The sequence below is a fragment of the Clostridium pasteurianum genome (assembly GCF_001705235.1).
In the GTDB taxonomy this organism is placed as follows: domain Bacteria; phylum Bacillota; class Clostridia; order Clostridiales; family Clostridiaceae; genus Clostridium_S; species Clostridium_S pasteurianum_A.
The window spans coordinates 1-23,621 of sequence record NZ_MCGV01000002.1 but is presented as its reverse complement, the minus strand read 5'-3'; the positions used below and the strand labels follow the sequence as shown (position 1 = coordinate 23,621).

Annotated in this window: 21 protein-coding genes; 5 read left to right on the top strand and 16 right to left on the bottom strand. The window is 31.5% G+C overall.

Features of this window, described 5'->3' with window-relative positions:
* Positions 1 to 23 precede the first annotated feature (23 nt).
* The 4 genes from BEE63_RS20280 to BEE63_RS20265 are packed head-to-tail and all read right to left on the bottom strand — an operon-like array spanning position 24 to position 3,555.
* Positions 24 to 1,166: a nitrogenase component 1 gene (locus BEE63_RS20280; protein ID WP_066023329.1), complete on the bottom strand. Its 1,143-nt coding sequence runs from the start codon at positions 1,164 to 1,166 to the stop codon at positions 24 to 26.
* Complete coding sequence (locus tag BEE63_RS20275; protein WP_100369845.1) at positions 1,163 to 2,491, bottom strand: nitrogenase component 1; 1,329 nt, start codon at positions 2,489 to 2,491, stop codon at positions 1,163 to 1,165. The genes BEE63_RS20280 and BEE63_RS20275 overlap by 4 nt, the downstream gene beginning before the upstream one ends.
* On the bottom strand, positions 2,488 to 3,252 hold the full coding sequence (locus tag BEE63_RS20270) for an AAA family ATPase (RefSeq protein WP_066023327.1): 765 nt from the start codon (positions 3,250 to 3,252) through the stop codon (positions 2,488 to 2,490). The genes BEE63_RS20275 and BEE63_RS20270 overlap by 4 nt, the downstream gene beginning before the upstream one ends.
* Before the next feature lie 45 nt (positions 3,253 to 3,297).
* Positions 3,298 to 3,555 (bottom strand): TM1266 family iron-only hydrogenase system putative regulator, encoded by a 258-nt coding sequence (locus BEE63_RS20265; protein ID WP_066023326.1) that lies wholly within the window; start codon positions 3,553 to 3,555, stop codon positions 3,298 to 3,300.
* Positions 3,556 to 4,032: 477 nt separating this feature from the next.
* On the opposite strand from BEE63_RS20265, the gene BEE63_RS20260 reads away from it, so the two are divergent.
* Positions 4,033 to 4,938 (top strand): Rpn family recombination-promoting nuclease/putative transposase, encoded by a 906-nt coding sequence (locus BEE63_RS20260; protein WP_066023325.1) that lies wholly within the window; start codon positions 4,033 to 4,035, stop codon positions 4,936 to 4,938.
* 220 nt (positions 4,939 to 5,158) lie between these two features.
* On the opposite strand, the gene BEE63_RS20255 is transcribed toward BEE63_RS20260, so the two are convergent.
* The 9 genes from BEE63_RS20255 to BEE63_RS20215 all read right to left on the bottom strand — a co-directional run bounded on the left by BEE63_RS20255 (position 5,159) and on the right by BEE63_RS20215 (position 15,717).
* Complete coding sequence (locus BEE63_RS20255; protein ID WP_066023324.1) at positions 5,159 to 6,277, bottom strand: GerAB/ArcD/ProY family transporter; 1,119 nt, start codon at positions 6,275 to 6,277, stop codon at positions 5,159 to 5,161.
* 12 nt (positions 6,278 to 6,289) lie between these two features.
* Positions 6,290 to 7,450 carry a Ger(x)C family spore germination protein gene (locus BEE63_RS20250; protein WP_066023323.1) on the bottom strand — a complete coding sequence of 387 codons (1,161 nt, stop codon included), beginning with the start codon at positions 7,448 to 7,450 and terminating at the stop codon, positions 6,290 to 6,292.
* On the bottom strand, positions 7,447 to 8,553 hold the full coding sequence (locus BEE63_RS20245) for a GerAB/ArcD/ProY family transporter (protein ID WP_066023322.1): 1,107 nt from the start codon (positions 8,551 to 8,553) through the stop codon (positions 7,447 to 7,449). The genes BEE63_RS20250 and BEE63_RS20245 overlap by 4 nt, the downstream gene beginning before the upstream one ends.
* Before the next feature lie 13 nt (positions 8,554 to 8,566).
* Positions 8,567 to 9,718 carry a Ger(x)C family spore germination protein gene (locus BEE63_RS20240; RefSeq protein ID WP_066023321.1) on the bottom strand — a complete coding sequence of 384 codons (1,152 nt, stop codon included), beginning with the start codon at positions 9,716 to 9,718 and terminating at the stop codon, positions 8,567 to 8,569.
* A gap of 3 nt (positions 9,719 to 9,721) precedes the next feature.
* Positions 9,722 to 11,332 carry a spore germination protein gene (locus BEE63_RS20235; RefSeq protein WP_066023320.1) on the bottom strand — a complete coding sequence of 537 codons (1,611 nt, stop codon included), beginning with the start codon at positions 11,330 to 11,332 and terminating at the stop codon, positions 9,722 to 9,724.
* A 392-nt stretch (positions 11,333 to 11,724) separates the two neighbouring features.
* Positions 11,725 to 12,984 (bottom strand): MFS transporter, encoded by a 1,260-nt coding sequence (locus tag BEE63_RS20230; RefSeq protein ID WP_066023319.1) that lies wholly within the window; start codon positions 12,982 to 12,984, stop codon positions 11,725 to 11,727.
* A gap of 312 nt (positions 12,985 to 13,296) precedes the next feature.
* A complete protein-coding gene (locus BEE63_RS20225; RefSeq protein WP_066023318.1) occupies positions 13,297 to 13,950 on the bottom strand; it encodes a pentapeptide repeat-containing protein in 654 nt (217 codons plus the stop codon).
* Positions 13,943 to 14,599, bottom strand: a complete 657-nt coding sequence (locus tag BEE63_RS20220) for a recombinase family protein (RefSeq protein WP_066023317.1) — start codon at positions 14,597 to 14,599, stop codon at positions 13,943 to 13,945. The genes BEE63_RS20225 and BEE63_RS20220 overlap by 8 nt, the downstream gene beginning before the upstream one ends.
* A 254-nt stretch (positions 14,600 to 14,853) precedes the next feature.
* Positions 14,854 to 15,717, bottom strand: coding sequence for a LysR family transcriptional regulator (locus BEE63_RS20215; RefSeq protein WP_242874977.1), 864 nt, complete (start codon positions 15,715 to 15,717; stop codon positions 14,854 to 14,856).
* A 132-nt stretch (positions 15,718 to 15,849) separates the two neighbouring features.
* On the opposite strand from BEE63_RS20215, the gene BEE63_RS20210 reads away from it, so the two are divergent.
* Positions 15,850 to 16,746 carry a DMT family transporter gene (locus BEE63_RS20210; RefSeq protein WP_066023315.1) on the top strand — a complete coding sequence of 299 codons (897 nt, stop codon included), beginning with the start codon at positions 15,850 to 15,852 and terminating at the stop codon, positions 16,744 to 16,746.
* A gap of 120 nt (positions 16,747 to 16,866) precedes the next feature.
* Entirely contained in the window at positions 16,867 to 18,024 is a 1,158-nt protein-coding gene (locus BEE63_RS20205; RefSeq protein WP_066023314.1) for a right-handed parallel beta-helix repeat-containing protein, read from the top strand.
* Between the two features lie 118 nt (positions 18,025 to 18,142).
* On the opposite strand, the gene BEE63_RS20200 is transcribed toward BEE63_RS20205, so the two are convergent.
* Together BEE63_RS20200 and BEE63_RS20195 are read right to left on the bottom strand one after the other, a co-directional pair.
* Positions 18,143 to 19,000: a hypothetical protein gene (locus BEE63_RS20200; RefSeq protein WP_066023313.1), complete on the bottom strand. Its 858-nt coding sequence runs from the start codon at positions 18,998 to 19,000 to the stop codon at positions 18,143 to 18,145.
* Positions 18,993 to 19,331 carry a PadR family transcriptional regulator gene (locus tag BEE63_RS20195; RefSeq protein WP_066023312.1) on the bottom strand — a complete coding sequence of 113 codons (339 nt, stop codon included), beginning with the start codon at positions 19,329 to 19,331 and terminating at the stop codon, positions 18,993 to 18,995. The genes BEE63_RS20200 and BEE63_RS20195 overlap by 8 nt, the downstream gene beginning before the upstream one ends.
* Before the next feature lie 250 nt (positions 19,332 to 19,581).
* Here BEE63_RS20195 and BEE63_RS20190 point away from each other — a divergent pair, with 250 nt between their 5' ends.
* Positions 19,582 to 20,736: a right-handed parallel beta-helix repeat-containing protein gene (locus tag BEE63_RS20190; protein WP_066023311.1), complete on the top strand. Its 1,155-nt coding sequence runs from the start codon at positions 19,582 to 19,584 to the stop codon at positions 20,734 to 20,736.
* 259 nt (positions 20,737 to 20,995) lie between these two features.
* Entirely contained in the window at positions 20,996 to 21,793 is a 798-nt protein-coding gene (locus tag BEE63_RS20185; RefSeq protein WP_066023310.1) for an alpha/beta hydrolase, read from the top strand.
* 373 nt (positions 21,794 to 22,166) lie between these two features.
* Here BEE63_RS20185 and BEE63_RS20180 read toward each other — a convergent pair whose 3' ends face one another.
* Positions 22,167 to 23,441 (bottom strand): erythromycin esterase family protein, encoded by a 1,275-nt coding sequence (locus BEE63_RS20180; protein ID WP_066023309.1) that lies wholly within the window; start codon positions 23,439 to 23,441, stop codon positions 22,167 to 22,169.
* Positions 23,442 to 23,621 lie beyond the last annotated feature (180 nt).

Sequence of the window (23,621 nt, the reverse complement as noted above, 5' to 3'; positions counted from 1 at the left end):
TGAAGAAAAAGTTACCACCATTCTTAATTTCTTTTTAACTTAAAATCCTCAACCAAATTAGGTATGTCCTTGCTGTATATTCTCCCTGAAAATGCTTCATGTGGCAGAGCTATAAATTCACAGTTCTTGGGACATATTGGACGATACATTGGATCAGCAATTAATATTTTTGACTTTTTAAGGTATGGTGCTAAATCATCCTCATCACGTGCACTAAAATCACCGTCTGCCATGAGCTTTTGTTCCGTTTCCAGAGGGCAAAGTACCTGTACTGTTCTGCCTGATTCAGCATTAATAGCTGCTGCAATAGAACCAGACATTACACTTTCACCAATAATCGTAATATCGGACATATCCTTAACTAATCTTTTCGTATAGCATACTTTATTTTCTCCAGTATCCACAGCAGCTTTCAAATCTTGAATAATCTGTTTTGAAAATGTTTTTCCGTATGGTACACCAACAACATAAGGAGTACCAAACATCTTTTTAAGTTCTTCAGCAGCAGCTAATCCTGAGTATGATATAACAAGATTAACCGATGCCTGTCCGGATTTCTTAATTTCATCTAAAGTACTACCCATTGCCCATGTACTTACTATATTAAGCCCATTATCTATGAGCAGTTTTTTTATTGAATCCACACTGCCGTTAACAGAAAAATCAAGAGGCGTTGCCCCTATAATATTTAAAGACAATTTGCTGTCTTTACTAATATTTCTATCAACCATTCTCTCTGCAACCGCCTTAAAAGCCATACTTGCCCCAGATAAATATGAATTCATTCCGTTTGTTAAAAAGCCAAAGGTAGGTATCCCCGCCCTGTGCTCCACAACTTTTGCAATAGCCTCAATATCAGTTCCTACCATCATTGGAATCGGTGATCCTGCAATTGCTATAAAACGCGGTGACAGTTGTTTTGCTGCCTCTAAAATATCATTTATAAGCTTATCATCGTCGCCCATAATAGCTTCAATTTCTGATAGTCCAGATATATATATCATGCTATCCATGTCATACCATCTAGGTTCATCATGGGTAGTATAAGTTGAATTACATCCTGAGGGATCATGTATCACCGTCATTCCGCCTAATTCATATAGTGCAGAGCAAATGCCGGCTTCATCTGCCGAATAAGTTGAAATAAAACTCGCTGTTTGTCTCATAACAAGCAATCACACCCCAATCCCTTTATTTGTATCAAGTTCCTTGTATCTTTGGTATTAATATAAGCATCCATCATAAGATCAGCCATGCGGCAAATACCATCAAAGCCATACATTCCTCCACCCTGTACTATATTCACAAAGTTTTCTGTACCAGTAAAATATGCTGCCTTCTGCCCTATTGCAAGCATTTTTTCATTACTTTTTCTTGGCAGTACACGCATTCTAGCATTAACCGTAGGATATATTTTAAGCTCAGGACTATTTTCCTTAAGCCAATAAAAATCATCCTTTTCTTCTTCATTAAATCCATCAGCATATACTCTATCCACTTTAAAGCCATGTTCAATTAAAAGTCGTGCAAGGCCAAGGGGACGCATGGTAGCAGTATAATCGATGGCAACTGGTGTATCGCGAAGAACATTTTTTGCTTTTTTTAAGGCTTTCTCTGCACCTTCAATGGCAGAAGTATAATCCGGCTTTGGTATATTAAGATAATCCGCCAGTTCATATAAATGCTCTGTTATTTCCTTATAACCGTAACAAAGAGGCAGATACAAATGCTTTTGTCCAAGCCTTCTTTCAAGTTCATCGCCTCCTGCTTTTGCCACTGGATTGTAGGATATATTAACTGCACTTTCTGCCATACTAAGATAATCCTCATAAGTCCTGCACAGAGTAATATCCTTAAGTTCAAAACCATTTTCACGAATCATACGGACAAGTTCACTGCTTTCATAAGTAGCAAAATTATTGCCTATAATATTAATAGATAATCCATTTTTAGGACGTTTTTCAAGAAGACTATAGAGTTGACGGCTCATAATTTGATCCGGATTAAGTCCGCTTTTACGCATAATTGGATTCATATAACAGTCCGCAAATGCCACATCAGGAAATTTTTCTCGTAGGGTACGGTAAACAACTGAAAGATCACATCCCATAAAATGATGGATACAGCTTGTATAAACCAGAACAGCAGGCGGCTTCTTAGGAAGCTTTTTAAGTATGTCCGCTACACCATCAATAATAAGACTTTCCATGTCACCTTCCAGCACATTGTTTTCATAAATAACTACAGATGAAAATCTATCCATAGCATTCATTTCAGCCGCTGTGAGTACAACACCCCTGAGGCAGCCCAAGGCACACACAAAAATTTGATGTGCTCCAGGTATTAACATACCGGTATGGACAATATTCCAGGTACCTCTTGCAGGCGCACTGTATTCTAAGCCCGATACAAAAGATGAAGGAAACTCTGCTTCTTTAATTTTTACATATACATTTGATTTATCTTTTTTTGCTGCACTAATACTTATCATAATATTTCCTTTCCGCAGTCCTTCATAATGCTCACAGCAAGTTTTCTATACTGATCTGCCATTTCACTTTCAGGAAATGCTTCAATTACTGTTTTCTTAAGGTTTTCTGCCTCCTGAACGGTTTCACTGCGGTCAAGTGTACCTACAATGGTTGAATTAATGTCATCTGCCAGTTCTGCCACTTTTTCTTCTTCATTTTTTACATTTCTGCGATTAAGAATGAGACCTCCAAGCTCAGCGTATCCCCTGTCCTTAAAATTTTCAACTGCAACTGCAATATTTGCTGCTGCATGGATGGACATATTTTCACCTGAAGTAACAATAAACACTTTATTAGCGTATCCACTGCGCATTGGCATGGAAAATCCGCCGCAGACCACATCACCAAGGACATCGTAAATTACTACATCAGGCTTATATACTTCATATGCACCTTTCTCCTTAAGCTTTTCTAGCGCTGCAATAATGCCACGACCCGCACATCCAAGTCCAGGTGTTGGACCTCCTGCCTCAACACAGACAACACCGGCATATCCCACTGTAGTCATGTCCTCAAGAGCAAAGTCATTTTTCTTTGCACGAACTAAATCAAGCACAGTAGGAATTACCGTACCATTGTGTAAATTTATAGTGGAATCTGCTTTAGGATCACAGCCAATCTGCATAACCTTAAGTCCCTTTTTTGCAAGGGCAGCAGCAATATTAGAAACTGTTGTAGACTTCCCTATTCCGCCTTTTCCGTAAACAGCTATTTTTATCATAAATCTCATCCCTCCCTGTCTTTTTTACCTTTATAAATGGTCAAATCATTCTTTTGTAATGACCTTAGAATACAAGGTCTTACTGCTAATTCCATTCAATTTTCCTATCTTACCGGATAGTGCACTAATTACATCCTGAGGAGCATCTATAGCAATGCTTATTATATTTATGCTCTTTACACGGTAAGGAATACCCATACGTCCAATTATGTACTTTCCGTATTCATGAAGTAAAGCATTTAATGACTCAACTGAACTCTCATTTTCAACAATTATTCCAATAATAGCAACTCTAGTTTCCATTTTTATTCCCTCCAAGTAAAGTATGTAAAATAAAAAACTGCACCCTTAAAGATGCAGTTATATCAAAATAATATTATTTTCCCATATATAAGCCTATCAGATTAGCTATTAAATTTCATACTGATAGCCCTTAGTTCCATACAATATTATACATTCTGTAACTTCCATCTCAAAAATATTTTGACGTCAGATTAACAAAAACATTATCCCTTTTTGCAAAATGTTTGTCAAGTAACTAAAATTTCCTGAGTTCAATTTTTTAAGCATTAAAATTAAAAAAGAAAAGCATAAAAAAGTTATACTCATTCTTAATTTTTTTCACAGCATAAGCAGATAAAAAGCTATCTTATAATGGCATTTTCTGATAGAATAAAGATAAGTGAATATAATTGAAAAAATCTGTTAAAGCTTAATTATAGAGGTCATAATATATAACTTAATAATTAAGACTATGACCTTTTATAAGGAGATGATTAAATGGCTGGAAAAACAAGAAGATCTGAAATTTACGATGATAATTTTATAATGTCTCCAAAAGTAGATTTTGCATTTAAGCTTTTGTTTGGAGATTCCAACAACATAGCTTTACTGCAATCACTATTAAGCTCCATATTAAATATATCTAAAGAAGAACTTAATGATTTAAAAATAATAAATAATGAACTGCCAAGACAATTTGCAGAAGATAAAAAAGGTATTTTAGATGTAAGAGCAAAAACAAAAGACAAAAAAGAAATCGATATAGAAATTCAGGTACTATCAACGGACTATATGGCTGAAAGAACAACTTTTTACTGGTCAAAAATGTATACATCACAGATAAAATCTGGAGATACTTATGACAAACTAAAAAAATGTATAACCATAAATATAGTGGATTTTGAGTGTATACCGTTAAATAAAGTTCATACAAGTTATCATATAACAGAGGATGAAACAGGATATAGACTTACAGATATACTTGAAATTCACTATTTAGAACTTCCAAAACTCGATAAAAAAGACGTAAAAAAAGATGAGAATACAGCAGTAATTCAGTGGATGGAATTTATAGGAGCAAAGTCAAAGGAGGTAATGGAAATGCTGGCGTCAAAAAATAAAGATATAAAAGAAGCTTATGATAAACTTCAAATAATAAGTAAAGACGAAAAATCAAGAATGGCATATGAAGCAAGAGAAGCAGAAATCCATGACCAGATGACTAGACTAAAAACTGCTAGAGAAGAAGGAATAGCCAAAGGTATAGTTCAGGGAATAGCTCAAGGAAAAGTAAAAATGGCTGAAAAAATGCTAAAACGTGGAGATAGTATTGATGATATTGTTGATATTACTGAACTTGCAAGGGAAAGGGTTATTGAACTAAAGAAAAAATACCAAAACTAAAACATGAAAGAAAAATTAAGAATTAAGAAAGAATAATTAAGAATGAAGGATGATTTTCCTCCTCTCTGCTCCAGAAAATCTACTAACTTATAAGAGAACATTCACCCACGGTGAATAGTTGCCCTCATAAGTTTAAAAGTTTTTCGGAGCAAAGCGGAGAAAAAGTTACCATCATTCTTAATTCTTCATTTTTAATTCTTAATTTTCTTTTTACGTGTTCTTAATTTCTTTTTTGCATTCTTACCTTTTTTCGTTCCTTTAACTTCTTTAAGTTAACAACTATAAGTGCCAAAATCGGTATTATTAAAAGCATTGGCACGTGTATGTATTTCACAGTAAAATCAAGACCGATTTTTATGTGCTGAGGGTAATTTTGAGCAATGAACTCTGAAGCAATTAAGACTATTATGCTAATTGGTATAGATAAATACTTAATATTATTAAACTTAATAAGCGAAGCTGTACCAACCATTGCAGCATATATAAAAAAACTCATTTTAAAAAAGACCCCAAATAGTAATATTACTACTACAAGTATATCTAATCTATCAAAAGCACTGCCAACCTTTATTACCCTAAAGGTCTGTAAAAGTGGAAACAGTGAAGTTTGTGCAAGTTTTACTCCCAGTGTAGATACAACCATTATGGAAGTACTAGAAAGAATAATGCCTTCAAGTATGTTTGCAGCAATTGCATATTTCCTAACTTTTTTCGATTCGACTACAAATGGATAAAGAGTAGAAAATACCAAGCTTTCACCAAAAGGAAAGGTCATAAGTGTCCATCCCTTTTTAATCAAAAATAACAATCCACTATGTATTACTGGCTTCAAATTCCTAATTCTAAATACATCTGGAGTTGTTGATAAAAATATAAATGATAATATAAAAAAACATAAAAAAACGAACAAAAAAGTAGCTGCTATCCTACATATACTTTCAATACCACTAAAAACTGCATAACAGGTAATTATAATTAGCATAAATGAAGTTAATATCAATGGAATCTTTGGTAGTACTGCAATGGACATTAGTTCAGAAAGGTCACGAAGCACTCTAGACGCTCCATAAATAAAATATATTATATATATTACACTTAAAAAATAGCCTATGAACTTCCCAAAAATCTTAGGCATATAAGTCATTACATTATCTTGTGGATAATCCTTCCACAAACTAGTATATATAATTTGCAAAATAATGGCTGGTAATACATAAATGAGAATTGTTATCCATGCATCCTGCTTTGTATCTGAAGCTAAATAAAAAAACACAGCAGTACCACTTTCAAACATCACAATACTTGCAAATAGTTGAAAAACACTTATTTTGGTCTTCATAATGCTTCTCCTTTACCCTATAGGTTTAGATATAATTCCAGGTCTTTTAACACTTGAGGTTACATTAACATCAACTTTAAGTTTTTGGAAAATCGATGGCCAATTGGATTTTATTTTATTCCAAAAATCAGGATAAGTTTCGTTTATTGCATTTGCGAAGCCAAACACATCAGCATCATATTTCTTTTGTGCCGTATTTAAGGCAAGAAGTGCTTCTCCCTTTATGGCATTAGACTGCACTTCACTTAATTTATCCATAACCTTATAATTTTCCATTGGATTTAAAGGAGCAGACATTTCTATTACATTTCCTTCCTCAAATATATTAACTTCCACCCGTAAAGAACCATTCTTTAATACAGGCTTTATTTTACTTCTTGATTTTAGTATATAAAAATTAGCCACCTTATTATTTGGTAAGTGTCCAACAATACTACCACTCTGAACCTTTCCATTAATCCACTGCATGCCTCTTGTTTCATTCATATCCATATATCCAATAAGTTTATCCTCCTTAAATACAGCAGTTCCTGAAACATCAAATGTATTGTCTGAATTAAACTCATTTTTTATATTAATAACTCCTAAGATTGGAGCCCTAATTTTATCCATTAAAGCATTTGCAAATCTTAATCTTGAAGTCATTGGAGAATATCCCTTTTCTCCTTGAAACTTTATTAAGTTTTCAACTTTATCAGCAGAAATCTTCTCATCGGGCAGATCAGCTTTAATGATATCGCTTGCATTTCCTTTCGTAACAAATACTGCAACATCTGGTCTTGTAGTTCTTATTCTAAATACAGAATCCATAAACTTTGTTACTCCTGTTTTTGCCAACCTTTCACCTAAAACAACATATTTGCTGTGACCGAAAAATATTGGTTTACCATAACTTTCTGCTAAATTTGCTGGAGCAGATGAAGGAGTATCACTTTCGCTGCTAAAAACAGTTACATCAGATTTACCTTCAGTATCACTTTTTTTAGAAGTATCAGAACCTCCCCCTTGAGGATTTAAAATTTGTACAGTAATTATGTATTTACCATCCTCAGTTAAATCGAAACCCGTAGCTAGTACCGTCCCCATTTGATTTATCTCCTGTTTTGACTCCTTACACCCTGTAAATGCGGTCATAAATACAATTATCATAAAAATGGAAATATTTTTTTTCATGATTTACTCCTTATTTTTTGAATAAAGTACTTAATTCCATACACAAATAATGCAATAGTAGGAATGATAACAGTTAGTGGCAAATGAATATATGTTAAAGTTATGGTCTGACCAATATATATATGCTGAGGATAATTTCTAGCTATTATTAGCGAAGTTATGGTGACAATTATACAGAATACCAGAGAGATGTACTTTGTATCTTTAAGCTTTGCTAACTGTGCGGTTCCTAATGCCGCACCATATGTAAAAAAACCTATCTTTAAAAATCCCACTATTACCATGACCAAGATTACAAATATGTCTAATCTATCAAAAGCACTCCCAACACGCATAGTACGCAGCGTTTGTAAAAAAGGGAATAGGGAGACAGACGCAAAATTAACCCCTAATACTGCTATAAACATAATAGTATTCAATGCTAAAAGAACTCCTTCTAATATAATTGCCCACACTGCTGCCTTCCTTACCTTAGCTCTCTCCTTAACAAGCGGAAAAAACATTGCAAGTACAATACTTTCACCAAATGGAAATGTTATAAGCTTCCAACTATCCTTTATAATTGGCATAAAACCATTCTCTAAGATTGGCTGTAAATTGAAAAACTTGATATCTCCTGGGGTCATGTAAAGAAATATCCATTCGAAGATAACAAAGAAAATCCATAAGTATAAAAAAATATACACCATTCGAGAAAGAGTCTCTATTCCATTAAAAAGAGCATATGCAACTGTAATCATAAGTATAATTGAAGTTATATATAAATGTAGTCTCTGCATTGATGCAATTGCTATGAGTTCATCAAAATCACGTAAAACTCTGGCAGCTTCATATGCAAAAAAAACAATATAAATTATGCTTAAGGTATAACCTATTACTTTCCCAAAAATTTTTGGCATATAAGTAACTGGAGTATCTTCGGGATATTTGTTCCATAAGCTCACATATATAAGCTGCAAAATTACTGCTGGAATTATATAAATTAATATGGCTATCCATGCATCCTGCTTTGCTTTAGGATTTATAAAAAAAAGCACAGCACTGCCAAAGGGAACTAATACAATTGCCGCAAATAGCTGCCTAACAGATATTTTTGTCTCCATAACACATCTCCCTTTACTTTATTGGCTTTGAAATAATGCCCGGTCTTTTTATAGATGAATCAACATTTACTTCAACCTTAAGATTTGGAAAAATATTTTGCCATTTACTTTCAGTACTTTTCCAGAGCTTAGGATAGTGTCTATGTACATTTCCCCCAAAATCGAATACATCAGCTCTTAATTTTTTTTGTGCAGCATCAAGTGCAAGCTGAACCTCATTTTTTATTGCCCTATTTTGAATCTCATTTAAATACTTTATTTTTTCTGGATTTTTTATCAAATCTATATCTTTCGTCAATTCCGTTATATTTGCTTGCTCTTTTATATTGATTTGCATTGTTATCTTGTTATTTTTAATAACTGGCTTTACAGTACTTTTAGACTTTAATATATCAAAAGTTATTTCCTTATTATCTGGCGTATACGCTATTAAACTGCCACTTTGAACATTTCCCTTTATCCACTGCATACCTCTGGTTTCTTTTTTGTCCATATAACCTATAAGTTTATCCTTCTTAAATACACCTGTACCCGCAAGCCTAAAAACATTATCAGCATTCTTTCTTTCTTCAATATCAATTATGCCTGTCACAGGTGCTGCTGTTTTACTTGATAGCTCATTGGCCATGTCAAGCCTTGACGTTATCGTGGCATATCCCTTACCTCTTTGAAATTTAACTATATTACCAATTGCATTTGCCGGTATTTTTTCGTCAGCTGATACAGTTTTTATTATGTCTAAGGCAGTGCCCTTTGATACAAATAAGGGCTGATCAGGTCTAGTGCTAGCAACCCTTAAAGTAGTATCAAGTAAAAGTGAGATACCATTTTCAGCTAAGCGCCTTCCTACGACTACATATGAGCTATGACCCAAAAATAAATTTTTGCCAACACTTGTAGACATATGATTTATAGCATCATAAGGAGTACTTCCTTTACTTGTAAAAACCACTACATTTGAAGAAGACTTATTGGACATAGTTTTTGAAGCTGGTTTGTTGACATTTAGTATTTGCGCAGAATAAATATACTCGCCTTTCTCATTAATATCAAAACCTCCAGCTAAAACTACAGAAAGTTTTTCAATTTCCTGCTTTGTCTTGCTGCAACCAACTGAAAAAAGTGTGAAAATTATTACCATAACAATTGAAATAACCTTTTTCATAGTCTAATCTCCATTTTTTATTTTATTTAATAATTTCTTTATATCCTCTGTCACTGTATTAATATAGGATCTTTTTCCCCTATAGGTTGATCTATTCCCTGTAATAAACCATGAACGTTTTCGCTTAGCCCAAATAGGACGTCTCATAAATACTTCAGGTAATTCTTCCTTTATAAGTGGAGCAATTGGCTCCATATACGGTACTCCAAAAGAGCGCATCGACACTAGTTTTATAGCAAAAATTATTATGCCACAAATTAATCCAACTAACCCTATGGTACCTCCAAGCAATAAAAGTATGAATCTTGGAAGAATGAGAGCTCCGTACATATCAGTAGAAGGTATTGCAAAAGAGGTAATTGCAGTCGTTGCCACGATTATTACCATGGGAGTACTTACAAGACCTGCTTCTACAGCTGATTGACCAAGTACTAAGGCTCCAACTACACTCATTGCCTGACCTACTGCTTTAGGCATTCTAAGTCCTGCCTCACGCAGCATTTCGTAAACAGTTAAAAGTAAAAAACATTCCAATAAAGCAGGATATGGAACACTAGAACGTGCTTTTACAAAACTAACTAGTAATGGCGTTGGTATCAGCTCCTGATGAAAAGTTGTTATTGCTAAGTAAAAACCAGGAAGTATAAGTGACAATACAAAAGATAAATATCTGAGCCACCTAGTAATAGTTCCTACGATAAAACTCAAGTAGTAATCCTCATTGCTCATTAAAAACTCAGAAAAAATTGCTGGAACCGTTAAAACTAAAGGAGTACCATCAACAAAAATTGCAATTCTGCCTGAAAGTATTTTTGTAGCTACAACATCTGGCCTTTCTGTTGAATAAATAGTAGGAATACCCCATATAGTTTCATCCTCAATGTATTCTCTTACATAATTACTTGCAATTACTGCATCTATATCTATCTTCTTAATTCTTCCCTTAAGCTCATCTACAGTTTTCTTCTTTGCAATATTAGAAAGATACACAATAGTTACATTGGTCTTTGTTTCTCTCCCAAGCACAAAAGATTCAGTCTTTAAATTTGTACTTTTAATTCTTTTCCTAAGCAGTACTAAATTTGTTGCTATAGCTTCTGTAAAACCCTCCTTAGGTCCACGTATGACTGATTCTGATGTAGGTTCTTCTACACTTCTACCTGGTGGATTTTTCATATCTATTGTAAGTGCAGCTTTTAAGCCATCTATAAATATGCAAATGCTGCCATTTAGTATTTCCTTTACTGCATCCTCCCTATACTCATATATAAAATTATCTTGAATTCCAAGCAAATACTTGCAATATTCCAGGCTGTTAATTGCATATGTATCATCATGATATTTAAAGGTTAATTTTCTTATTATAGAATCCTCAATAATGGATGCAGTACACATATTGCTTATATACACAATCATTGCTGTAAATTTAGGATTGTTAGCTAATTTAATCTCCCTTATGGTCACATCAGAACAATTCTTAAATTTGCTTTTTATGTATTCTTTATTTATATTTAATGAAGATGAAATTTTTTCTTTAGGCTTATTAGGTGCATCTGTTTCCTCTTTATTAATGTTTTTATGCCTTTTAAGTACTCTTTTTGCGAAATTAAACAATTAGACCAACTCCATGTACGTCTAAAATTAGTATTTATAATATTGTGTGAAATACTCAAAATAATTATTCACTCGCCACCTATATCCTTAAAACAACCACTTATATAAAATCACTACACAAATAAAAAAATTAAAGACTTAAAAAAAAATGAAGAATTAAGAATCATGGTGATTTTTTCTCCACTCTATTACGGAAAAACTTTTTAACTTATAACTGCCTTCATTCTCCCCAGGCGAATGTTCTTTTATAAGTTAGTAGATTTTCTGCAGCAAAGCGAAAAAAAATCCTCCTTCATTCTTAATTCTTCTTTCTTAATTCTTAATTTCTTTTTATGTTCTTAACTTCTTTTCCCGTTCTTCAAAATCAACTTGAAACAAAAATACGGCTATATTTATGCATTAGTATATGTGCTAGAATTCAAGCTTGATTTTACTAATTTTTTATTACTTGCGCCAATACATAAACACATAGCCGTTAATAAAGAAGCAATGGCAAAACATACTTTAGCACCAATTACATCTGCAATGGCACCAATTGCTCCATATGTTATTGGTATTGATATACTAAAAGCAATTGAACTTATACTATTAACTCTTCCCCTAATATTCGCTGGAATCATAATTTGAAATAATGTACTCATAGGTATATTAAAAATAGTTACTCCAAATCCTATTACAAAATTTCCCGTGCAAGCTGCAGCAAAATTAGGAGAAATAAATATACCTAGCATTCCTATGCTTTCAACAGCAAGTCCTATAAGAAACATTTTTCCAACCCTTTTAGGTGAGATTAACCCAATAAATAATCCTCCTATTAATAAACCAAGTCCAATAGATAACTCAAAAATACCTAGCGCTGATGAATTTCCCTTAAAATTTACTTTTATAAGCATTGATGGCAGCACATTTGTTACACCTAATGCAATATTACTTATCATACCTATTACTATAAGTAACACTAGTTCAATTTGATTCTTTAGCCAATATATACCTTCGCCTACATCCATAAACATTCCCTTTAGAGTTATTCCTTCATTAATATTACTTGTACTTATCTTATAATGAATAAAATAAATGCAGATAAACGAAAGAAAAAATGTCATTGAGTCAATGAATATAGAAAAAAATTCGCCTAATAGAGAAACAATAACTCCTCCAATTATAGAACCAGTTAAATTAGCTGTCTGCTGTGAAATACTTAATAGTGAATTAGCGGAAATCAGTTCATCCTTTTGGACCAGTTCAGGCAGTAATGAACTTTGAGACGTTCCAAATAAAACACCTGCTAGTGATAAGAAAATATTAATAATAAAAATATATGAGTAAGTAAAGGCATGTGCAGCAATTAAAATCGCAAAAATCAGAGTGACTATTGCTTGTGTAATATCTGAAAGCTGCATTAACGATTTTTTATTATATTTATCAATTAATACCCCTAAAAACATACCAACGATTACCTGAGGCAAAAATTTAGCAATGAGTACTAATCCAACTTTAAAAGCCGAACCTGTGGTTGAAAAAATATACCATGAAATAGTAATATTGTATAATGCGTCTCCAAAATAGGAAATAACTCTAGAAAGCCATAAATTTTTAAAATTCGAATTATTATATAGTAACTTTATATAATTTGTTGTAACATTTTTCTTCATGCTAGCTACGTTCTTACATTAAATTGAATAGAATACATATAATCTATTTATTAAAAATTAATTACATATATACAATTATTTTAACACTTGCGTACTTTTTTTAAAGCTTTTTTGTAAAATATAAGATAAATATGATGTTTTATATAAATTTAGCAAATCACCAATTATAACTTATTAATGTATTATTATGACATAAATATAGCATAGAGAAAATAAATAATAAATTAATAAAAAACAGAGCATGGAGAAAAATCACCTCATACTCTGTTATTTGTACTACCAATATTTTAAGACATTATATTAGCAGTGCCCCTATTTTAATACAACTCCAAGTAATCCAATAATTGAAATAGCTTGATCGCAGGATATTACTGCACCTTTAATATCATCTAGACCTGCAGCAATGCCATCAATTTTGCAGCTTGTAAAATCTATTCCCCTTAGCTTGGCATTATAAAATTGTCCCTCGGATATGTCTGTTCTTTTTAATTCTAACTTAGAAAACTCGCTTCCTCCAAAATCAACATATGGAAGTTCAGAATTCTCAAAAGCTGTTTGTTTAAATTTGCTGAATCTAAAACAGGTGTATTGTCCGCTGCACTCATTAAAGGTAACATTTTCAAAAAATCCTTCTGCAAAATTACATCCCGTGAGTTTACAATTCTTTAATTCCACCCTGCAAAAAGAGGACCCATTTAAATCAATATTGGATAAATCACAATTTTCAAATTTCACATCTAAAAATTCTGCCCTATCGAATAATATATTTACAAACTTTACATTTCTAAATATTACTTCATTAAAAGATACTCTTCTTGTCTTAAAGTTTTGTATTAAGCACTTATTTATTAATGCCGATGAAATTGAATCATAGTCAGATATTCCTTCTTGCAATAAATCAAATTGAGGCAGATCCTCTTGAATCTTGGGCTTTAATATTTTAATAGCATTCTTATTTTCAGGCATTTATGTTATCTCCCTTTATATTACTATCATTTATATACTTCTTATTAATTTCACTTTCATATTCTTTAACTCTTCTATAAAAAGTATTACTTTTCATGGATACAAGACTCATTGCTTTTACTGCTGTAATATTTCCATTTCTCCACTCACCATAAATGGCTTTGAAATTTTCATCAATAGGTATTTTTTTTCTTCCAAATTTAACTCCATTTTTCAAAGCAATTTTAATGCCTTCTGCCTGTCTTTCCTTTATTCTTTTACGTTCATCCTCAGCCATATAGCTTAGCAATTGAAGTATTATTTCAGAAATTAAATTTTCTAAACCATTCATATCTTTATATTTTCTAGTATCCAGTAAAGGCATGTCCAAAACTACTATATATACTTTTTTTGTTTGAGTAAGTTCCTTCCACTCATCCAGTATCATTTGTTTATTTCTTCCAAGTCTATCAAGTGATTTAATATATAAAATATCTTCTTCTCTAAGTATGCGTTTCATAAGTTGATACTCTGGTCTCTTGAAATCTTTTCCACTTGCCTTTTCAACAAAAATATATTCTTTTGATATTCCCAATTTCTGGGCAACAATAATTTGTCTTTCTAATGATTGATCTTTACTACTTACCCTTGCATAAAAAAAACTTCTCATATTAAAATAGCTCCTATTTAATAATAAATTTTAATTAATATTAATTATAGTTATTTGCTAAAATATTACTAAAATAATTATAACATTTATTTCAATAACTATACAAGTTTATTGAAACATGTCAAATATAAATTTGTTGTATATTTGACATTAAAAAACTATATGAATTTCCATATGTCAAAAAGCATACTTTTTGACATATGGAAAAATTAGAAATACCAAAATAAGGGGTTAAGGGTTATGGAAATTTTTTACTAAAGCTTGCTAGTAATATACTCAATGAAATATTTAACAGCAAGTGATAAACTTTCTTTATTTTTTAATACAATTCCTAATGTTCGGTAAAAAACTGGACGAGTTTCTTTAACCAATATTTTATAAGGATTTCTTGTAAGAACTAATTCGGATAATATACTTACGCCTAATCCATTTTCTACCATAGACATTATAGTATAGTCATCCTTAACACTATAATTAATATTTGGAGTTATATGGCTATCCTTAAAAATCTGTAAAATTTCTTGCCTGTTACCTATTTCTAGAAGAATGAAGGATTCATCTGCAAGTGCTTTCACAGGAAAAAAAGATTTTTTTGCATAAGGATGATCTTTAGAAATTATCACCATCATTCTGTCCTTCTTTAGGAAAATAGTTTCAAGATTTTTTGTGGACGGTAAACATATAAACCCAAAATCTACAGCTCCTTCAACTACCCATGTTTCTATTTCATCATAATCACCTTGCAGCAATTCAAACTTAATATTAGGATATATAGTTTTAAATCCTTTAATAAGAGGTGGCAATAAGTGGCATGAAACACTTGAAAAAGTTCCAATCCTAATTAAACCAGTTTCCATTCCCAGGAGTTCAAAAACTCTTTCAGATAGTTCATGATAACTGTTACTAATATTTCTAAGGTAAGGTAATAGCTGTTTACCCTCAGAAGTAAGCCAAACTCCAGAATGATTTCTATTAAGAAGAGATATTCCAAGTTCTGTCTCTAAAGAATTAATTATCTGGCTTACAGCAGACTGTGTATAATTAAAATATCTAGCGGTTTTCGTCAAACTGCCTAATTCAATAACCTTCATAAGTACTTCATATCTTGAAATGCGCATATTTGCTCCTTCATGCATTAGAAAATCTAATACTCAATATAATATAAATTTGTTTTACTTATATCACATTGGATTATATAATATCACTGTAAAAAAGGCAAACAATATAACTATAAATGTGAGGTTAATGAAATGACTGAAAGAAAAGCGACTTTATTACTTATAAGTGTTTCTATGGCATGGGGAACTTCTTACTTGTTTATGAAAATGGGACTTAATGGGCTCAGTCCATTTAATTTTATTGCATTAAGATTTGGAGCTGCATTTTTAGTAACATTTATTCTCCTATTTAGAAAAATTAAAAGGATACGTACAAAAACTATTATTCACAGTGCAATATTAGGTTTTATTTTATTTTGCATCTTTGTACCCCTTTTAATAGGACTCAAGACAACGACAGCTTCATCCGCAGGTTTTCTTGTAAGTACCACCGTTGCATTTGTACCAATAATACATGGATTTATAAAACATAAAATACCAGAATCAAAGACAATTATTAGCATTTGCATAGTCATGATAGGTATAGGGCTTCTAACTTTAAAAAATGGATTTTCCATTGATCTAGGATCTGGATTATGCCTCATAGCTGCAGTTTTTAATGCACTGTATGTTATAACAACAAGTTATTTTGTAAAATCAGAAAATGCATTACAATTAGGAGTTTTTCAATTTGGCTTTGCAGCATTACTAGGTAGTCTATTTTCGTTTGTTTTTGAAAACCCCAAATTACCCCATACATCAAATGGATGGATAGCAGTTTTAGGACTTGCTTTAATCTGCAGTGCATACGGTTTTATAATACAACCTATTGCCCAAAAATACACTGCGCCAGAAACTGCTGGTTTTTCCTTTGCACTGGAACCGGTATTTTCAGCAATTTTCGCTTCTTTACTTTTACATGAAATGCTTAACTTACAGGAGTATATTGGAGCTATGTTAATACTTCTTAGCTTGTTTATTTCTTCCATTAATACAGTTAGTGCATTCAATAAAGTACATATTAAAATAAGAGATATAATTAGCAAATAAGTTATAAAATGTATTTACATTATTTCCATAATAAGCTATAATATATTTTATAATAGCTATTATATGTAAAACAATTTGTTAACGTTAACAAAAACATGTTATTATAAAGGGGTTTTATTTATGAAAAAAACAATATGTTTAGTAGCTTCAACGTTAATTTCTCTTTCACTATTTTCTGTACCAAAACTTACAACTACAGCTTATGCAGCTGCGCCATCAACTATAACAATTACAAGTTCAAATTCAGCTGACGATTCAGCAATTTTAAAGGCAGCTATAGCTAAGGCTAATCCTGGTGACACAATTTTACTTACCAGTTCATCTTATAAATTTAAATCACCAATTTTATTAAATAAAAATGGAGTTAAGGGCAGCACCATAAAATTGAAGGGATCAGGTACAACTAAAGTTAAGCTTGATTTTTCTAATGAAAAAGTTAGTGATAGTTCTTACGGAATAAACCTTCAAGGTTCATACTGGGAGCTCCAAAACCTAGACGTATATGGTGCCGGTGACAATGGAATTATAATGAAAGGTACTGCATCAGGCAATAATACTATTACAAATTGTTCAACAGATAATAACAGTGATGCTGGCCTGCAAATTACAGGAGGAGCTCACGATAATTTAGTTCAAGATAGTGATTCTTTTAATAATTACGATGCCAAAACAAAGGGTTCTAATGCAGATGGTTTTGCATGTAAACTTGGAGCTGGAGCAGGAAACAAGTTTTTAAACTGCAATTCCTACAACAATTCAGATGATGGCTTTGATCTACTTGGAACTGATGAAGCAGTAACCCTTACAGGCTGTACTGCTACTAAAAACGGATATTACCATGGTGATCCATTAAATAAATTAAATAGCGCAAGTATGAACGGTGATGGAATTAAACTCGGTGGCAATCAAAAACCGCCAAAGGGTACACATAGATCCTTAGGAAATCATGTAGTATACGGCTGCAAATCCTATGACAATAAAGCTGCTGGATTTTCTCAGAACAACAGTGGTGCATCTTTAACTTTAACTAACTGTGATGCCGATAGAAATGGTGCTGATAACGTTCTTAATGCCAATTTTAAAACCGTTAAAAGCAATTTTAATTTCCCTTACAATCCTGAAAATGGACATATATTTACATTTATAAATTGCACAACAAATGGAAAATGTACTATATATTCTGGTGCAAAAGTTATAGGAGGTAATATATACGCTTCAGCTCCTAATAATCCACTATCACCAGTTACATCTTCAAAAAAATCAAAGACAAATAAATAGCTTTTTGAAACATAAAAAAGAAGCACAAATCTAAACGTCAAAAAACTAAAAGTCTAAGAAATTTTAATAATTAACTCGGAAAAAGTAATGAAATTTCTTAGACTTTTACCTTATAATATTAGAATTTATTGCTAGCTTTTTTCTCTCTATTTAAAAAGTACGTTAGAATATAAAAAATAAAATTAGCTGCTAAAATTAAAACAACTGATATAATTTTACCATTCTTAGTTGATATCCAAGTTTTTGTTAATGTAATATTGGCGCATATAGCAAATAACCCTAAAACCCATATTGGTGGAATAAACGGTATAAAAATACTCCTTTCAACATGCTTTTGTGTACATACTTCAAAAATAGTTAAAAATAATACTATGGAAATTATTAGCACTTTTATACTTCCTGCAATATTGAGATTCCACATACTAGGTGTAAAAATATCAATTAATACAAATAAGCCTATAATTAAAGCAAAGAATATCCATATAATCATAAAAGAAACTATCTTGTTTTTTATAATTTTTGTGTATATACCCTTATGTAACACACTAAATACAATTTCTACTGTAATAAAACTTAAAATTCCATCCAATATTAATACAATAGGATTAATTCCTTTATCTGTACTCAGCATACTTAAAATAGGAAAAAATGCACTAATGGCAAAAATGATACCTGCAAACTTTAATATTTCTGGCTTGCTTCCATGACTGAAGTTACCAATCAATTCATCTGCCGCCTCTTGAGGCGATTTACCAAAAAAGTCTCTGGCAGAATCTCCATTTTCCTGAGCAGAAATTGTATCCTGTAGAATTTGAATGAGCAGGGCTTCAACTTCATATTCATCATAAAATAACCCCGAAGTACGAATATACAGTAAAAGCTTCTCATAATATTCTTTATTTTCAGGAAGTAATTTTTCTCTAAGTTCATTATTTTTATTAATAAGTTCTTTAGCTTTACTGCTCTTTTTATTCATAAAATTTTCCCCCCATTAAACTTATAATATTATTGACATTGCCTGCTATATCATTCCACTGATCAATAAATTCACTGCAGTGTTTCTTTCCTTCCAAAGTCATTTTGTAGTATTTTCTGTCTGGTCCATCAGGTGACGACTTCATAGTACTTGAAAGATATCCTTGTTTTTCAAGCTTTTGTAAAAGAGGATATACCGTACCGGCAACTATTTGCTTGAATCCATATTTCTTTAAAAGCTGCACCAGTTCATATCCATACACCTCATTTTCACCTATAATGAGAAGTACGCATCCTTCAAGTATTCCTTTTAAAAGCTGTGTTTGCTTCAAATTATCACTTCCTACGGTACTATATTGTATTACATACTAGTTTAAATAAATTATAAAGCATTTTAGCTAGTATGTAAAGCATAATAGTAAAAAATTAAATATATTACGCCTTTTATTTCTATCTGTCATTCTCATGCAGAAAAAAGGTAAAGAAATATTAACACATATTTAATAAAAATTACTTACATTATTTAATTATTGTGTTTATTATATATATTATCCCTAATAAAGAAGTACTGGAGTGTTACTTATGAAAAAAACATTATCTATAGCAGGCGCTGCCACAATTTGCGTTTGTTTAGTCTCAGGATTTTATTTAGCACATGCTAAGCGCAAAAATTCCACACAAGAAATTTCACACAAAATCATAAAACTGGCAAGTACAAATTCAAATGATGATTCGGATCAATTTAAGAAAGTTATACATAAGGCCAAACCTGGTGACACAATTATGCTTACAAGTCCTACATACAAATTTAAATCACCTATTGAATTAAATAAAAATGGTAGAGAATCTGGAACCATAAAACTAATAGGCTCCAGTAAAGATAAAGATAAAGTTAAACTTGATTTTTCGGGAGAATCAGAAGAAAATAATGCTTACGGAATCAACCTTAAAGGCTCATACTGGGACATAGAAAATATAGAAGTATACCACGCTGGTGATAACGGTATTTTACTTAAGGGCAGCAAATCCCACAATAATACAATTAAAAACTGCATAACAGACAATAATGATGATACTGGTCTGCAAATTACAGATGGTGCTCATGATAACTTAGTACAGGATTGTTCTTCCTTTAATAATTATGATATTAAAACAAAAGGCTCCAATGCAGATGGCTTTGCATGCAAGCTAGGCGCAGGAGCAGGAAACAAGTTTATAAACTGTAATTCCTACAATAATTCAGATGATGGCTTTGATCTACTTGGAACAGATAAAACTGTCACTTTAACTAACTGTACATCTACGAAAAATGGATATTATCATGGTGATCCATCAAATTCTCTTAATAATTCAGAAATGAATGGGGATGGTTTTAAACTTGGAGGTAATCAAAAACCGCCAAAGGGCACTCATAGATCAAAGGGTTCTCACATATTATATGGCTGCAAAGCCTATGATAATAGAAGCTGCGGATTTTCACAAAATAACAGTGCAGGCTCTTTAACTCTTACTAATTGTACAGCTGACAGAAATGGAGCAGACAATAACCTTCTTCTCGAAGAACCAAACTCAACCAAGGCTAATTTTAATTTTCCTTATAATCCTGGTAAAGAACATAAATTTACCTTTAAAAATTGTACGACAGAAGGTTACTGCCGTATATATTCTGGTGCAAAAATCATAGGCGGTAATCTAAAAGCTGTATATCCTGATACACCACTTCCAAACATACAGTAAAAACAATTAAGAATGATGGTAACTTTTTCTCCGTTCCACTTCGAAAAACTTTTAAACTTATAAATGCACCAATTCATGCAGATGAATGTTCTTCTATAAGTTAGTAGATTTTCCGAAGCAAAGCGGGGGAAAACCATCCTTCATTCTTAATTCTTCTTTCTTAATTCTTAATTTTTTTTAAGTATCCTTATATAGAAAATACAAACTTCCTATGTTAAAATACAACTATTAAACGTATTCATAATTAGGAGGGTTTACCATGGCTAAAATTTCATGTAATGTAATATCATATATTTTAAAAAGGACAGTAGACATAGACGTTATTCTGCCTACTCCTACTATTCCAGAAGCACTTGGAATGTCAGATGTTAAGCCATCTCATGTGAAACCGGCTAAGCATCCAGTGGTTTACTTACTTCACGGTTTCGGCAATAATCAAAAACAAATTTGTGGTTATACCAATGTTGAAGCATTCTGCGAAGAAAGGCAAATAGCTGCTGTAATGATTGCAGCTGAAAATAAGTCTTATGTTAATTTTAGTGAGCACGATTTATTCTATGATTTTATTGAAAAAGAATTACCAGAATTCATAACTAACACCTTCCCTATTTCCGATAGAAAGGAAGATACATATATAGCAGGGCTTTCAATGGGAGGATATGGAGCAACACTTCACGGTTTATCTAACCCAGATAGATATAATGCTATTGGTGCTTTTTCAGCAGCCTTCAATTTAAATCCCTATACTATAGGCAGTGGCAATATAACTAATGACACTGAAATCAAAGAAGAAATGGATCTTTTAGAAATCACTAATAAATTACTTGAAGCAAAAAAACAATTTCCTAAAATGTACATTGCCTGTGGAACCAATGATTTCTTATATGATGTAAACAAAAATTATGTAAATAACCTAGTTAAGCAAGGCATTGATGTGACCTTTAAAGAAGTAGAAGGATATGCCCATGAGTGGAGATTCTGGAATATATGCTTTGAAAAGTTTCTAGACTGGATTCCACGTACTGATTATTATGCTGATAAAATCCGCAGCATTTAAAAAAATAGAGAAGTAACAATATTTTGGAACATTAAATAAAATTAATAAATCTAAGGGTGATATTTTAAAAATCCTAAGAAATTTCAATAACTCACTAGCGTTCAGGCAAATTGAAATTTCTAAGTCTTTTCAAAATATCACCCTAAGATTTATACAATTTTATTTAAATCGTTCCCAAAATATTGTTACTTCTCATACAGAATAAATACATGGTAACTTTTTCTCCCTTACACTACGAAAAACTTCTAACATTATAATGACACCCATTCATCACAGTCCAATGTTCTTTTCTAATTTAGTGAATTTTCTGGAGCAGAGCGGCGGAAAATCATCCTTCATTCTTAATTCTCCTTTCTTAATTGTTTTCACGTTTTTAATTTCTTTTATCATATGCACTTGATGCTGGTGAGTTTTTTATAATGACAATATATTTAAAATAATCTGTAGTAACTCCATTTAGTCCTTTATCCTTCATAAAGTACATTGATTTAGAAAAAGGAGACTTGTCCCCATCTAATTTAAATATATTAATATCTGATTTAAGGTACTTACTTATATCTTTATCATTGATTGCATAGTTTACTTTTTGAGCAGAATAAGGATATTTTGGTGACATAAATTTAGAATTTTTATAGTAGTACTCTATTGATAATACTTTTCCCTTTACAGGAGATTCCGTATCATTTAAATACATTGCAAGTCTTTTATCTACTTTACCATAAGTTTTATCTTTAAAACTATTCTGATAAACATGCTCTCTACCAAATTCTCCAAAATATTTTCCTTTTGGTAAGCGTGCATATAATGTTTTAAAATTATTATACATAGACTTTTCCCTTATTTTTTCAAATTTATCAGAATTATAATTAGAATATGCGTCAAAAGCATTAACCATATTATTTACAATGAAGTTAAAATCGAAATAGTTGTTTCCTAAATATTTCTCATAACAATTTTTACTTTTTTTCATATCCTTTTGGAGCTTTAAAACATCATTCTTTAAATCACTATCCTGAAGTGTCTCCCAGCTGTTATAATCATTGTCTTGGGCTTGTTCTTTGATTTCATCAACATCTGCGGATATTTCATCAGGTGCTTTGCCTCTCGTTTCCATAATAGAATTTAAATACCTTATTGCTATGGGGATTTGATGCTCAATATCGATTCCTATAACTTTTATTTTTTTATTCCTTGGAAGTGTCAAATTATAATTTCTTAATTTAACTAGAAAATTATAAGCATCATCATTATATGAAGCTGTATTTTTAAAATTATAAAACATATCTTTTAATTCTTCTGTGTTTCCTGACTCAAGATAATTATTAATATTGCAGGACCCACTATAAGAATATTCCATCAAAACATACTTTACATTGTATTTTTTATTTAAATATTCAATTAAATTATTTTCAAGCTTGTAATTATATTTAATTGCATGACCCTCACCACATAAAATCACATTACTATTCCTTGCATCATCATCGAGTATTTTAAAATCCTTAGAATTACTATTAATACTTTTATGGTTTTTATCTAAATAAGTACTAAAGTCTTTACTAAAAACATATCTGTTAATTCCTACACCAGAAGCTATTAAAGCAGCTATTAAAAAAGTCGAAAGCATTGTTTTTTTTAATTTGCTATTCATATGTATCATCCTTTCAAGAAATATAATACATATTATACTTTATTTTTAATTATGTCAATTATAATTCATTTTTGTTATCAAATGTGTAAATACTCATAGCAAAAAAAGTACTGGTAAAATAAGAATATCTTTATTCTACCAGTACTCTTTTTATTTAATTATTTTAGTTTTGATACTTCT

Excerpts from the sequence above, each read along its gene's own strand:
- BEE63_RS20250 (WP_066023323.1), bottom strand. The coding sequence starts at position 7,450 with ATGAAAAAAAATATTTCCATTTTTATGATAATTGTATTTATGACCGCA.
- BEE63_RS20280 (WP_066023329.1), bottom strand. The coding sequence starts at position 1,166 with ATGAGACAAACAGCGAGTTTTATTTCAACTTATTCGGCAGATGAAGCC.
- BEE63_RS20215 (WP_242874977.1), bottom strand. The coding sequence starts at position 15,717 with ATGCGCATTTCAAGATATGAAGTACTTATGAAGGTTATTGAATTAGGC.
- BEE63_RS20275 (WP_100369845.1), bottom strand. The coding sequence starts at position 2,491 with ATGATAAGTATTAGTGCAGCAAAAAAAGATAAATCAAATGTATATGTA.
- BEE63_RS20255 (WP_066023324.1), bottom strand. The coding sequence starts at position 6,277 with ATGAAGACCAAAATAAGTGTTTTTCAACTATTTGCAAGTATTGTGATG.
- BEE63_RS20205 (WP_066023314.1), top strand. The coding sequence starts at position 16,867 with ATGAAAAAAACAATATGTTTAGTAGCTTCAACGTTAATTTCTCTTTCA.
- BEE63_RS20220 (WP_066023317.1), bottom strand. The coding sequence starts at position 14,599 with ATGAGAAGTTTTTTTTATGCAAGGGTAAGTAGTAAAGATCAATCATTA.
- BEE63_RS20245 (WP_066023322.1), bottom strand. The coding sequence starts at position 8,553 with ATGGAGACAAAAATATCTGTTAGGCAGCTATTTGCGGCAATTGTATTA.
- BEE63_RS20180 (WP_066023309.1), bottom strand. The coding sequence starts at position 23,441 with ATGAATAGCAAATTAAAAAAAACAATGCTTTCGACTTTTTTAATAGCT.
- BEE63_RS20240 (WP_066023321.1), bottom strand. The coding sequence starts at position 9,718 with ATGAAAAAGGTTATTTCAATTGTTATGGTAATAATTTTCACACTTTTT.
- BEE63_RS20200 (WP_066023313.1), bottom strand. The coding sequence starts at position 19,000 with ATGAATAAAAAGAGCAGTAAAGCTAAAGAACTTATTAATAAAAATAAT.
- BEE63_RS20260 (WP_066023325.1), top strand. The coding sequence starts at position 4,033 with ATGGCTGGAAAAACAAGAAGATCTGAAATTTACGATGATAATTTTATA.
- BEE63_RS20210 (WP_066023315.1), top strand. The coding sequence starts at position 15,850 with ATGACTGAAAGAAAAGCGACTTTATTACTTATAAGTGTTTCTATGGCA.
- BEE63_RS20270 (WP_066023327.1), bottom strand. The coding sequence starts at position 3,252 with ATGATAAAAATAGCTGTTTACGGAAAAGGCGGAATAGGGAAGTCTACA.
- BEE63_RS20225 (WP_066023318.1), bottom strand. The coding sequence starts at position 13,950 with ATGCCTGAAAATAAGAATGCTATTAAAATATTAAAGCCCAAGATTCAA.
- BEE63_RS20190 (WP_066023311.1), top strand. The coding sequence starts at position 19,582 with ATGAAAAAAACATTATCTATAGCAGGCGCTGCCACAATTTGCGTTTGT.
- BEE63_RS20265 (WP_066023326.1), bottom strand. The coding sequence starts at position 3,555 with ATGGAAACTAGAGTTGCTATTATTGGAATAATTGTTGAAAATGAGAGT.
- BEE63_RS20230 (WP_066023319.1), bottom strand. The coding sequence starts at position 12,984 with ATGAAGAAAAATGTTACAACAAATTATATAAAGTTACTATATAATAAT.
- BEE63_RS20185 (WP_066023310.1), top strand. The coding sequence starts at position 20,996 with ATGGCTAAAATTTCATGTAATGTAATATCATATATTTTAAAAAGGACA.